Below are 12,235 nucleotides of genomic sequence, written 5' to 3'. Positions count from 1 at the left end.
GGGCCTCCTCCAGCGGAACGAGATCGGTACCGATCACGGAGTCATGTCCATTGCGCACAACCCGCTCTCGGTCTCGCTGCCGGTCTCCGCGCTCCTCCCGCCGGAGGACGACGTCACCAGCCTGCTGCCCGGCCCCAACTCGGTCTCGGCCCACCTCGGCGAGCGCCTGGCCGCCGTGTCCGTCGTCCCCGGGGCGCTGATCGTCCTCGGCCTGCTCCGGCGCGACGACACCTGGCCGACCGCCGTCAGCAGCCTGGCCGCCGCCACCTCGGTCGTGGCGCGCTCCCTACGTGGCGACGACTGGCTCGGCCGCTCCGGCCCCAACGAGTTCGCCGTCCTGCTCCGCGGCACCGCCGAGGACGCCGAGGTCGCCGCCACCCGCCTGGCCCGCACCATCACCGAGCTGGACATCCCGGGCCTGAGCGCCTGCGCCGGCATCGCCGAGCTCGAGGCGGGCGTTCCCGCCGCCGAGACGATGCGCCGCGCCGCGCTGTCCCTGCACACCGCCCGCTCCCAGGGCGCCGGCTCCGTCATCCGCTACCGCGGCACCCGCTGAGCCGACGGGCGTCCCCAGCGCCGCGGACGCCCGTCTCAGCTCCTCCCGCGGCGTCGCCGCGCCAGCTCTCCCCCCAGCCGGGCGGACTCCGCGTCGTCCCCCCGCGCGCGGGCCCGCCGCAGCGCCCGCCGGAGCCGCGCCCGCCGTGACAGCAGCCGCCACGACACCGCCGCCAGCAGCGCCAGCCCGGTCAGCCAGCCGAAGACCTCCGGGTTGCCCGGAGCCCCCGTCGCCTCCCACACCGTGTAGCCGACCGCGTAGCCGAGGACGACGACCAGCAGCACCGGCACCAGGAAGACGAAGACCCCCACGACCTTGCTTCTCCTGCAAAGTGACTGCTGGACGCAGCGCCCGCGCCGCGGCGCTCAGGCAGACCTGTCGCGGGCGGTCTCGCGGTAGACCTCCCCGAGGACGACAGCCGGCCCCTGCTCCTCGAACCGCTCGAGGGTCATCCGCTGCTCCTGGAGGCGCGCTTCACGTGCAGGAGGGTTGCTCAGTGTGCGGATCATCTCGACGGCCTCGGACACGTCGTCGAAGAGCCAGTGCCCGGGTAGCAGACCCTCGTACGCGTCGATGCGACGCACCACCACGATCAAACCTGCGGCCATCGCGTCCAGCACGGCGATCGGGCCCCCCTCCCAGGCTGCCGTGTGCACGTAGACCGACTGCTCGGCCAGCAGCGCTGGCACGCGTGGCGAGGGGATCCAACCGGTGAGCGCAACGTTCGCCTGTTGCAGCGCGGCCAGAGCCTCCCTGTCGTCGCCGGCCCCCATCCAGGTCCCCTCCACCGGCACACCGGTATCCCGCAGCGCCGTCACGACGTCGGCGAACAGTGCGGGGTCCTTCTGAGGCGTGAGCCGGCCGACTGCGACCAACCTCAGGGCACCGGCGTGCTCCACCGCGGGCCCCTGCGCACCCGTCGGGTCCACCGGCAGCGAGGAGTTGATCAGATACCGGACGAGCGCGCCGCCACCCAGCCGCCGCGCCATCTCCGCCTCCCGGGGGCTCACACAGACGAAGGCCGCCGTCTGGCGGGCCAGCAGTTGCTCCGCGGCGCGGAAGACTCTCCGCTGCACCGGGGAGACGTCCCGCCTCTCGAACGCGAAGCAGTGCGGGCTGTAGACCACGGGAACCCGCACCCGGAGTAGCCGGACCACCGCGCCAGCCAGAGACGAGTGCACGTGCACGAGGTCGGGATGGAGGGCGGCGATCGCCTCCTGGACCCCTCGCCGGAGCGCAGGGAGCCCGGGAGGCAGGATGCGCGCCCCCACGAAGGGCGAGTCGTCGGCAAGTTCGTCGACGAGGCCAGAACCACGGTCCTGAGCCGCGAGGAACGAGTCGACGCCCTGGTTCCGGGTGGCCCTGGCAAAACTGATGATCGCCAGTCCCGTACCGGCGGCGAATGCCTCCGTGACATGGAGGACCCGCAGCCGGCCGCCGGCCACGTCCTCGCGGCGTTCCCCGTGGCCCGGGACTGCCGCCTGCAGGGTGTGGTCCGCCGGACCCGCGCCGCGTTGCCCACGTCGGGACATCGCACGGCAGACGCTCATCGGTCCCGGCGTCCCAGCATCGGCGCTCCGTCAGCGACCGCGGGCGAGGAGCACCTCCGAGAAGGTCCGGAGGATGATCTTGACATCCAACCACAGGGACCAGTTCTCGATGTAGTAGTTGTCATGACGGGCACGGTCCGCGATCGGGGTGTCTCCGCGCAACCCGCTGACCTGTGCGAAACCCGTCAGCCCGGCCTGCACGCGATGCCGGTGCGCGTAACGGTCGTACCTGGCCGAGAACTCCTCGACGAAGTGCGGCCGCTCAGGGCGTGGTCCCACGAGCGTCATGTCACCCCGGAAGATGTTCCAGAGTTGCGGCATCTCGTCCAGGGATGTCCGTCGCAAGAACCGCCCCACCGGTCCGACCCGGTCGTCCGCGGCGATCGACCAGTTGGTCGCGGACTCCTTCTCGTCGACCGGGCGCATCGACCGCAGTTTCAGGCAGTCGAACAGCTCCCCGTTCCGACCGACCCTGGCCTGCCGGAAGAGGACGCCCGGTCCACCCTCGAGACGTACGGCGAGCATGCACAGCGCCATCAGGGGAGCGGTGAGGATCAGCAGCAGGCTCGAGACGACGATGTCGAAGCCCCGCTTGATCGCCCACGCCGGCCCGGCCAGGTTCGGAGTCCTGATCCGCATGATCGGGATCGAGCCGATGTGGTCGGCCATCCCGGCTTGCGTGTGGAAGTAGTGCAGCCGCGGCACGATGAGGAGGTCGCAGTCGGAACAGCCCGGCGTACGCACCGCATCCAACAGGATGCGTTCGGGGATGTCGCCCTCGGTGACCAGGAGGACGTCGGCGCTCGTCTGCCGCACAACGGCCTCGAGGTCGTGCACACGTCCCAGGTGGGGCACGACCCCCTCCGCCTCCCCAGCGCTCCCGTCGTCCACGTAACCGACCACCACGAGCCCGTACCGAGGATGGCGGGCCAGGATCTGCGCGAGCTCCGCGGACAGCGGACCACCACCAATGAGGACCGTGCGATGCACAGTCAGGCGCTTCCGGCGGCTCCAGATGATCAGTTGCGTGGTTGCGAGCCTCCCGGTCACGACCAGCCCGATGCAGAGGGCTGCGTTGCCGAGGAACGTGGTCACCGCTTCCTGCTCGTGCCGGAACACCACCGCGGTGGCGACCACGGCGGCTGCGGTCAGGAGCCTGCTCAGGAGATTCGGCAGTTCGTCCAGGACGCTCAGATGCAGACGTGCCCGATAGTGCCCGACGTTGGACAGCATCATCAGTGACAGGACTGCCATCGAAATGGTGGCCTTGGCCTGCTGCGGATTCCACAGCAACGGGGTCATCAGCAAGAGGGTGTCGACAGGGAGCACCACCATCCAGGCTCGGACCCGGTAGACGAGCGCGCGGTGCCCCGTCTCGGGAACGGGGGGCACCTCGGGGAACGCCCGGTGCCGCTCCGCCGATGGTGAGGCGGGGCCCGAGTCGGACAGCGCTGCGGGGCCGTTCCGCAGCCCTCGTGGCGGTCGAACCTCCACGGTCGTCGGCCCGGCAGGATCCGGGTGCACCGTCACAGCGGGCACTCGATCGGCAACTAATCCCATGACAGAGATCCCAAGGCTGAGAACGTCGCCTCCGAGCGCTGATGAGCACGACGAAGGCCGAGCGGGATACCGGCAGCCCCACTCCCGACCGCGCCAGCCGGTGTGGCGTTCGATGCAGGAAAATGAAGATGGCACGAAGTTGGGACACCTGACAATACCGACCCACATCCGTACCAAAATTACTACGGAACGCTCGGCTTCTGTGACCATCGGCAGTCAGGCGACCAGGAGTGTGGCGTGATGTGAATGCTCGACCACGAGCCGTTCATCTTATTCGTTCTCCGAAGTCCCTGTCGATCTTGGGCCGTGCGTGTCATGGCCCTCGGCCCGTCCGGATGACCGATACCGAGCAGCACCGACCGGCGGAGCAGCACCGGGTCGGGCAGATCCCGCCTGCGCCTGTCCGTCAGCCGCTTCGAAGGGACCTCTGGTAGGGACGGTGGGACAACCGGGTGCGCAGGGCACGGACCCACGGCGCCCTGGCGTTCACGAAGCGAACCGCGACCGTTCTCGCCTGCGCGAGTTCGGGGAGGACGCCAGCATGGAGTGAAGCCGGCCGGCAGAGAAGCATTCGGCCACTGACGACCTCCTCCGGACGCCAGCGCAGCTTGTAGTCCTCTCGTCCCCGCAGCATCGAGTAACGCGGCAGGCCGGCCGCCACCGTCAATGCGGCATCCTCGCGGATCAGCAGCGAAGAAACGTCGATCCGCTCTTTGAGCCGGGGCGAGATGCCGGCGAGGTAGTGACCGAGGAGTTGCCGTCCGAGCAGGTCGACGTGGCTGGCCAGCACCTCGCCGTCGAGGACGGACTGGACGACGTGCGCCTGCCCTTCGGCCACCATCCGCGGCAGGGCCTCGCCCAGATGCGCCGCGAACCGCCTGCGGAGGTGCTCGGGGTTGATGCCCCGGCCACGCCACTGCTCCTCGTGCAGCCGGAGGAGCACGTCGACCGCCTCGGCCACCCCCTTCGTGGGCACCGTCCGGATGCCGATGTCCAACGCATCACTCCTGCGCAGCTTGCGACGGAGGACGTTGGCCGTACGAGCGGGGACCCGCGCCAGCAACTCCTGCAGGGAGAGCCCGGGGAGCTCCAGCGAGACGGCGTCCTCGAGGCTGGTCGTGCGCCCGGGCCACGTCTCCGCCCAGACCCGGGCCGCAGCCTCCGGACGCAACTGCGCGAGGTCGACCACGTGCCATCCCGGCTCCTTCAGCAGCGCCGCGGTGAGAACCGGCCACACGTCCGACCGTCCCTCGCACACCAGCACGTCCAGGAAGTCGGAGATGTCCCCACCGAGAAGGGCGAGCACGGACCAGGGGCCTCGTCGGGTCAGGTACAGGGGAGCAACAGCCACCAGCCCACCCGTCGATCGGATGACGAAGACCCTCAACCGGCCCGGCGGGACGTACGCACGCGCCCAGGCCGCCGACCAGGCATGCGACTGGAACGGAGTCGCCGACGGGCAGGCGGCGTAGAGCCTTGCCCAGTCGGCTGCGAGTGCGTCCAGGTCAACCTGGTCCCGGACCACGGAGACCTCGAACCCGCCGAGCACGACGGGATCACGCCTCGCGACACGTGCCCGAGCTGACACCTGAGTCAGGGTAGCGGGGGGACCCGGACCGGAAGAGCCCCTCGACGGCTCGGCACCCGCACCGCCGTCAGGCCACATCCCCGCTCAGTCGACGGTGCCGGTCGCCACCGCTCTACAGCGAGACATCCCCCCGACAGCTGGATCAACGCGCGTCCCTCGCACCTGCGACCCAACAGGTCATAGCCCTAGTGTGAGCGGCTACAGCGCCGAGGGATGCAACACCAGGACGGGTGGGCGGACGGGCGATGGGTTGTCCCCAGTTCCAGCAGGCTGGGCCGGCTGTGGCCGTCCTGACGGATGCGGACCAGCTGACTCCGTACCTCCCGGCGTGGGACGGCCTCCCGTCGTCGACCGGCCCCGTGGGAGGCAGCGCCTGGGTGCAGGCGTGGTTGGAGGTCTACGGTGCCGCGCACCGGCTGGCCGTCGGCGTGCAGGGCACCGTCCAGGAGCCGCTCGTAGTCGTGCCGTTGGTGCGTCGCCGTGCCCGCCCGTGGTGGCTCACCATGCTGGGCGTCCAGGAGCTGCGGGAACCGACCGACATCCGCGTCGGCGACCCAGCCGGACTGAGCGCCGTGGTGCAGGAGTTCGCGCGCAGGCGCGTTCCGATCCGGCTCAAGCGGCTGCCTGCAGACTCCCCGCTGCTCCCGCTCCTGCACGCCGCCTACCGCCGTCGGGCGGTCATCCTCTCCAAGGGGGTGACCGGCACCCCGACCATCCGGCTGGACCCGAGCTGGCTCGAGCCGGAATCCCACTTCAGTGCCCGGCGACGGTCGGACTTCCGGACGGCGCGCCGCCGGGCGGAGAGGCTCGGAGCCGTGCACCTATCCGTGGAAGAGCCCGGGACCGACGGGGTCGCGCCCCTGTTCGACGAACTGCTCGCGGTCGAGGCGTCGGGGTGGAAGACCCGGGCCAACACCGCCCTGGCCTGCCAGCCGCGGATGCGGGACTTCTTCCGGCGACTCTGCCTCCAGGCCGCGGACCAGGGCATCCTCCGACTGGCCTTCCTCCGGATCGACGGTCGCCCCGTGGCCGTGCAACTCGCGGTCGAACAGCACGACCGGTACAGCCTCTTCAAGATCGGATACAACGAGGAGTTCGCTCGCTGCTCCCCAGGGACGCTGCTGATGCTGCACACCGTCCGGTGGGCCGCCGAGCGGGGCCTGCAGTGCTTCGACCTCCTGGGTGTCGAGGAGCCCTGGACGACGCTGTGGACCGAAGTGGTGCGCCCGTGCGTCGAGGTGCACGTGTACCCCGCGTCCCCGTGGAGCGTCCTGGCGGCCGGCGAGGTCGGGATCGAGTTGACGGCACGCGCTGCACGCCGCGCTCGGCAGGGACTGGTGCGGCGCGCCGAGCGATGACGGCCGTGCTCTGGTCCCCGGTTCGAGACTCAAGCCGGCGGGGGCGGGGCGAGCCGGCCGCGGGAAGCCGTCCTCGCGGCCGGGCTGCGCTCCGTGGCGGCCTCGGTCCCACCTCCCGGTGTCCCCGACCCGATGGTGTAGAGGATCCAGTCGTCGTCCCGTGCGATCGGTACCAGAGCGGGCTGTTCCGCGACCACCTCGGGGTGCTGGGCGTTGAGGTAGCAGAGCCGCACCGGGCGGGGATGCCGCCGCTGGTCCTCGACCACCCGGGCCAGCACGCGCCTGAGCGTCTCGGGGCCGAAGGAGTTGTAGACGAGCACGAGCACCGGCCCGTCAGGGAGCTCCACCGTCGCGGCGTCCGCGACGAGGACGCTCAACGGCCGGTCGGCACGCCGGCCGCGGCGGGCCCGCCAGCGATCGATGTTGCGCTCGGCGTCGGCGGCCAGGGCGGGGTCGAGCTCGACGCCGACCGTCCGGGCGAAACCCGCCTCCGCGGCAAACAGCATGGCCCGGCCGCGGCCGGCCCCCAGGTCGAGGAAGGTGCTTCCTGCGGGGTCGAGATCCACGGCCGCGAGGATGCGTCGCCACTTGCGCAGCGCCACGGCCTGGTAGTGGTGGCCGTCCCCGGTCGGGGAGAGAGCATGCAGCTCGGCCTCGTTGTGCACGATCCCGCGGGTCCGGGTGCCCAGCCAGAGGTCCACGGCCGACTCGGCGAGGTAGGCGCCGGTGCGGTGCAGACCCCCTCGGAACAGCCGGCTCCCCGAGCGGATGGCGCCGGCCAGCCCCTCCTCCCGGGCCGCACGAATCAGCTCCGCCCGTAGCAGCCGCACTCGCCGCGTCCTCGACTCCGACGTCGCCACAACCGATCCCCTCGGGGTCGCAGACAGCAGGGTGGGAGTACTCCCGGCGGATGGGTCAACCGGCAGCGGCGAGTCCCGAATCCACGCGGCCGTTCGTGCCGGGGGCGTCCGGACGGCGCCGCGCGACGACGACGAGCTTGTTGCCCCAACCCAGGACCCGGAAGAAGCGCTCGGCCGCCGGCCAGCCCACCGCCAGCATCCTCGAGTAGAAGTCCCGGTCCTTGCCGGCCAAGTAGCTGAAGGTCCGCTGCATCTTGGCTCGTGGGGACGTCAGCCGGCGGGTCTGCACGATGTCGCAACCGTGCCGGGCGAGCAGGCTGCGCAGTCCCGCCTCGGTGAAGTAGACCTTGTGCTCCCAGTAGTACATGACCCCCACGAGGTCGACCCGTCCCCCGGTCAGACGGTGCAGCCCTCGGAGCACGGCACGGATCGGGAAGGCGGCGTCCGGCGTCTCCAGGAGCAGCGCGCCTCCGGGCCTCAGCCGGTCGATGACCTGGGCGACGAGCGCGTCCGGTTCGAAGACGTGCTCGATCACGTCCCACAACGTCAGGACATCGACGCATTCGTGCTCACCGAGCCACTCCGACAGCTCGTCCTGCTGCCCTACCGCGAGTCCCCGGTCCCTGGCTGTCTGGATCGCGACGCCGTCGACCTCGATACCCAGGCCCCGCAGTCCCCGCCGCCGTGCCCAGTCGAGGAAGTTCCCGACTCCGCATCCCACGTCGAGCACCGAAGCGGCCGACGGGACGGCGGGACCCACCATGTCGAAGGCGAGCTCGTACCGCTCGTCGTAGCCCCGACGCACGTCGTCCGAGTCGTACAGGGCGAACTTGTACTGCTCCCAGTACTCGCTGTCGACCCCGTCGCCGACCGACGACGCCTCGGTGGAGGGCAGGCGGCGCAGGTACTGCGTACGGCAGGTCCTGCACCGGATCAGCTGACACCCGGGGTCGACCACCAGCCGCAGCGGTCGCCCCTCCCCACCACAGGCTGGGCAGCTCCGGTCTCGCTCGGGCACCTCGGTGGCCCCCCGACGGGAACGGAACAGCGACGCGACGGTCATCGGACTCCTCGAAGGGGTACGCGGCCTCAGCCGAGAATGCCTCGCGCGAGCGGACGCCAGATGCTGCCGACGAGAGTAGGGCCGGCCTGCTGGAAGGGGAAGCGAGCCGCCCACTGTCAACCGTGCAGGCGGGCGCGGACCATTCGTGTCACGGCCCGCGCTTCCGGAACCCGGAACAGCCACATCGCCCCCGAGTAGACCGCCAGGAGGATGCAGCCCCCCAGCAGAGCCGTGGCGAGCGCGGGCAAGCGCTCCTGCACCACCGCGGCGAAGGACCAGGCGACGATCCCCGCGGCCGCGGCGGCGGCCGCGGTCAGTCCCGTGGCCGCGAGGAAGCCGCGCATCGGGAGGTCGACCACCCGCCGGTGGACCCCGACGAGCAGGACGAGGGCCGCGACGCTGATGCCTGCGGCGTTGCCGAGTGCGATGCCGACCGTCTGCCACGCGCGGAGGCTCACGGCGCTGATCACCACCGTGGCCACCAGGCCGATGATCATGGCCGTCGCGGGGAACCAGGTCCGCGATCCCACAGCCCAGAAGAACGTGGCCGCAGCACCCACGACCACCTGCCCCGTCAGGCCGATGCAATAGACACGCATGACCTCCGTGGTGCTCACGGCGTCCTCGATCGTGAAGGCGCCGTGCAGGAACAGGACCTCGACCAGCTGAGGCGCGAAGACGACCAGGGCCACGGTCGCCGGGACGATGACCAGCACCCCGAGCCGCAGGCTCCGCTCGACGCCGCGCCGGAGATCCACCGAGCGCCGCGCAGCGGCGTGCCGGGCCAGGGACGGCATGGCCACCAGGACCACCATCCCGGCCACTGCCATGGGTATCTGAGCCACCTTCGCTGCGTAGTTGAGATGGCTGATGGCACCGGGCTCCAGGACGCTGGCCAGCGTGCGCTCGACCCAGACCTGCGCCTGGCGGCTCAGGCTGTACGCGGTGACGGGCACGCACGACCCGAGGCCGATCAGGAGCCGGCGGTCCAGGCGGCACCGCAGGCTCCGCAGCCGCACCCTTGCGAGGAAGGCGGGCGCCAGGACCAGGACGATCCCGGCGCTGCCCACCACCAGGCCCAGCGCCGCGCTCTCCACCCCGAGGGAGTCGTGGAAGAGCACCATCGTCGCGACGATCCCGGCGTTGTAGATGACGTAGATCCACGTGGGGAACACGAACGAGCCGGTCGCGCGCAGCGTGGCGGTCATGTAGCCCATCAACCCCAGGAGGAGGACCGTCGCCGATGCGATCCGGGTGCAGCGCACCGCCAGGTCCGGCTCCGCCAGTCCCGGTCCGAGAGCCGCAACGATCGCCGGAGCCGCCAGCGCCACGACGCCGGCGAGTGCACCGAGGAGGACGATGGCGGGCAAGAGCGTTCGGTCGATCACGCGCTGCGCCGTTCCGTTGGCCTCGAGCTGGCGGGAGATCATCGGGACCAGAAGGTAGATGATCACCCCCTCGGCCAGCACCGGCGTCACGGTCTCGGGGACCGTCCAAGCAACGAGGAAGGCGTCCGTGTCCGGGGATGCGCCGAAGTAGCTGGCGATGAACACGTCCCGGAGGAGGCCGAACAGCGAGCCGAGACCATAGATCACGGTCACCAGGACCGTCGTGCGCAGGAGTCGTCCCGGCTGGGCGGCCGCGTCGACGACTCCGCTCCGAGAGGCCTGGTCCCCGTGGCCGTCCCTTGCCTCCCGGTTCCGGGTCACCGGGGTGCCCGGACGGCTCGGAGCCCCACGGCGCCGGAGGCGCCACCCGCGACGCGGTGGCGTCTCACGGCGTCCTCGGGGGCGGCTGGGCGTAGAGGTCGTCGATGGTGGCCGCGACCGCGCTCACGTCCAGCGGTCGAAGTACCGGTGGGCAGCTGCGGTCTCGGCGCGGTGCGCTGAGGACCCGCTCCACGGCTGCGCGCAGTGGGTCGTGCGGCCCCACGCGCAGCGCGGTGGCGACATCGCCGTCCAGTTCGTCGAGCGCGGGACACCGGCGGTACACGACCGGCAGGCCGTTGGCCATGGCCTCGAGGACGGCCAGGCCGAAGGTCTCCTGGCGGGACGGTGACGCGAGCACGTCCATCGCGGCGAGGAAGGGAGCCACTGGGCGCTCGCCCACCAGATGCACTCGATCTGCGACGTGCAGTCCCGAACCGAGCCTCTCGAGCGCCGTTCGCTGTGGGCCGTCACCGAGCAGGACGACGTGCCGCCCCCGGTGCAGGGTCGGCGCCAACTCACCGATCAACTCGTCGAAGTGCTTCCCTGGGTGCAGGCGCCCCACGCCACCGATGACCTCGGCGCCCTGCGGGATGCCCAGGGCTGCCCGAGTGGCGCGTCGGTCCTCGGGGTCGAACCGCAGCGCCCGGAAGTCCAGTCCGTTCGGCACCACGACGACTCGGTCGGGCGGCAGTCCCCAGGCGAGGAGGTTGGCGCGAACCGCTCGGGACACGGCGATGGTCAGCTGGCCCAGGCGCTCGCTCGCGCGGTAGAGCAGGCGGACCGGCCGTGTGGCCCGATGCCCCTCGAGCTGGTCGTCGAGGAGGGAGTGCTCGGTGGCGACGATCCGCCGGACGCCAGCCATGCGAGCGGCAACTCGGCCGTAGAGGCAGGCGCGGTACAGGTGCGTGTGGACGACGTCGTACCGGCCTCGACGCATGATGTCGGCGAGTCGGAGGACCGCACCGATCTCCTTGTTGCTCCTCATGCCGAGGTCGAAGACCGGGATCTCGTTGGCGCGCAGGTCCTCGGCGACCGATCCCGCGTTGTAGAGGGCGACGACCTCGGCATCGTGTCTCGAGTGCTCCAGGATCAGCCGCAACTGGGTCTCGGCGCCCCCGGCGGCCAAGCCGGTGATGACGTGGAGGACTCTCATACGTCGCGGGTGCGCCGGAAGCGGGACGCGTGGTGCCGCCCGAGCTTGGCCATGAGCCGGGCGGGGTGGTCTCGTTGCCCCACGTAGAAGCGTGGGAGCGTGAACCGGCCCCACACCGAGTAGTCCCGGGTCACGCAGGCCTGGCCGTAACCCGCCGTCTGGACCGCGACCGCGGCATCCCTGTCGAAGCTGCCGTACGGATAGGAGAAGCTCGTCACCGGCTGCACGACGAGGTCTTCGAGGATGCGACGGCTGTCCACGACCTCCGCCTCCAGGGTGCCGTCCGGCAGACCGGCCAACCGGACGTGGGTGAGTCCGTGACTGCCGATCTCGAAGCCGGCCTCCGCGACGGCTCGCACCTGGGCCGCGTCCATCAGGTCGTAGGACGGTTCGTCCCAGTCGCTCCGGCCCCCGACTCGACCTGCGACGACGAACACGGTGGCGGTCATGCCCCGGCCGCGGAGCAGCGGGACCACCTCGTCGTGGAAGTCCGTGTACCCGTCGTCGAACGTCAGCCCCACCAACCGTGCGCCCTCGCCCCGTTCCTCGGCTCGGACCAGTTCCGCGAGCGACACCCCGCGCAGACCCAACCTCTCGAGGGTCTTCAGCTGTAGCTCCAGCCGGTCCGGGTGCACCCGCAGGAGGTGGGGGTCCTCCTCCGTCGAGGAACTCACGGAGTGGTACATCAGGATCGGTCGGGTATGAGCACGTGGCTGTTGCCGCTGCCTGGCGATCGCATTCACGTCCACGGCCCCCACGTCGTCCACTGGTTCGACGGCGCGAACGTAGCCGCCATCGGGAACCGCCGGAGCCGGAGGACACCTGACGCTGACGGAAT

11 protein-coding genes are annotated in these 12,235 nt (G+C 70.9%); 2 read left to right on the top strand and 9 right to left on the bottom strand.

Annotated features, from left to right (window positions below; all coding sequences use genetic code 11):
• Window positions 1-43: 43 nt before the first annotated feature.
• The gene (locus ACWIX3_RS05985; protein WP_448611162.1) at window positions 44-556 is read left to right on the top strand and encodes a diguanylate cyclase domain-containing protein; all 513 of its coding nucleotides are present in this window, start codon (window positions 44-46) and stop codon (window positions 554-556) included.
• 35 nt (window positions 557-591) lie between these two features.
• Here the strand turns inward: ACWIX3_RS05985 and ACWIX3_RS05980 are convergent, their stop codons facing one another.
• From ACWIX3_RS05980 to ACWIX3_RS05965, 4 genes are all read right to left on the bottom strand, one after another.
• Window positions 592-867, bottom strand: a complete 276-nt coding sequence (locus ACWIX3_RS05980; RefSeq protein WP_448611161.1) for a hypothetical protein — start codon at window positions 865-867, stop codon at window positions 592-594.
• A gap of 54 nt (window positions 868-921) precedes the next feature.
• The gene (locus ACWIX3_RS05975) at window positions 922-2,001 is read right to left on the bottom strand and encodes a glycosyltransferase (RefSeq protein ID WP_448611160.1); all 1,080 of its coding nucleotides are present in this window, start codon (window positions 1,999-2,001) and stop codon (window positions 922-924) included.
• 135 nt (window positions 2,002-2,136) lie between these two features.
• Window positions 2,137-3,408 carry a sugar transferase gene (locus ACWIX3_RS05970; protein ID WP_448611159.1) on the bottom strand — a complete coding sequence of 424 codons (1,272 nt, stop codon included), beginning with the start codon at window positions 3,406-3,408 and terminating at the stop codon, window positions 2,137-2,139.
• 664 nt (window positions 3,409-4,072) lie between these two features.
• Window positions 4,073-5,215: a GNAT family N-acetyltransferase gene (locus tag ACWIX3_RS05965; RefSeq protein ID WP_448611158.1), complete on the bottom strand. Its 1,143-nt coding sequence runs from the start codon at window positions 5,213-5,215 to the stop codon at window positions 4,073-4,075.
• A gap of 416 nt (window positions 5,216-5,631) precedes the next feature.
• Here ACWIX3_RS05965 and ACWIX3_RS05960 point away from each other — a divergent pair, with 416 nt between their 5' ends.
• Window positions 5,632-6,612, top strand: a complete 981-nt coding sequence (locus ACWIX3_RS05960; protein ID WP_448611157.1) for a GNAT family N-acetyltransferase — start codon at window positions 5,632-5,634, stop codon at window positions 6,610-6,612.
• Between the two features lie 29 nt (window positions 6,613-6,641).
• On the opposite strand, the gene ACWIX3_RS05955 is transcribed toward ACWIX3_RS05960, so the two are convergent.
• The 5 genes from ACWIX3_RS05955 to ACWIX3_RS05935 all read right to left on the bottom strand — a co-directional run bounded on the left by ACWIX3_RS05955 (window position 6,642) and on the right by ACWIX3_RS05935 (window position 12,071).
• The gene (locus tag ACWIX3_RS05955) at window positions 6,642-7,442 is read right to left on the bottom strand and encodes an SAM-dependent methyltransferase (protein ID WP_448611156.1); all 801 of its coding nucleotides are present in this window, start codon (window positions 7,440-7,442) and stop codon (window positions 6,642-6,644) included.
• Window positions 7,443-7,527: 85 nt separating this feature from the next.
• Window positions 7,528-8,535, bottom strand: a complete 1,008-nt coding sequence (locus tag ACWIX3_RS05950) for a class I SAM-dependent methyltransferase (RefSeq protein ID WP_448611155.1) — start codon at window positions 8,533-8,535, stop codon at window positions 7,528-7,530.
• A gap of 116 nt (window positions 8,536-8,651) precedes the next feature.
• Window positions 8,652-10,244 (bottom strand): murein biosynthesis integral membrane protein MurJ, encoded by a 1,593-nt coding sequence (murJ, locus tag ACWIX3_RS05945; RefSeq protein WP_448611154.1) that lies wholly within the window; start codon window positions 10,242-10,244, stop codon window positions 8,652-8,654.
• Window positions 10,245-10,308: 64 nt separating this feature from the next.
• Window positions 10,309-11,397, bottom strand: coding sequence for a glycosyltransferase (locus ACWIX3_RS05940; RefSeq protein WP_448611153.1), 1,089 nt, complete (start codon window positions 11,395-11,397; stop codon window positions 10,309-10,311).
• On the bottom strand, window positions 11,394-12,071 hold the full coding sequence (locus tag ACWIX3_RS05935; protein ID WP_448611152.1) for a polysaccharide deacetylase family protein: 678 nt from the start codon (window positions 12,069-12,071) through the stop codon (window positions 11,394-11,396). The genes ACWIX3_RS05940 and ACWIX3_RS05935 overlap by 4 nt, the downstream gene beginning before the upstream one ends.
• Window positions 12,072-12,235: the final 164 nt, after the last annotated feature.

The organism is Geodermatophilus sp. URMC 60 (genome assembly GCF_053502585.1).
This window is presented reverse-complemented; position numbering and strand designations above follow the sequence as displayed.

Excerpts from the sequence above, each read along its gene's own strand:
- ACWIX3_RS05985 (WP_448611162.1), top strand. The coding sequence starts at position 44 with ATGTCCATTGCGCACAACCCGCTCTCGGTCTCGCTGCCGGTCTCCGCG.
- ACWIX3_RS05970 (WP_448611159.1), bottom strand. The coding sequence starts at position 3,408 with ATGACCCCGTTGCTGTGGAATCCGCAGCAGGCCAAGGCCACCATTTCG.
- ACWIX3_RS05950 (WP_448611155.1), bottom strand. The coding sequence starts at position 8,535 with ATGACCGTCGCGTCGCTGTTCCGTTCCCGTCGGGGGGCCACCGAGGTG.
- ACWIX3_RS05940 (WP_448611153.1), bottom strand. The coding sequence starts at position 11,397 with ATGAGAGTCCTCCACGTCATCACCGGCTTGGCCGCCGGGGGCGCCGAG.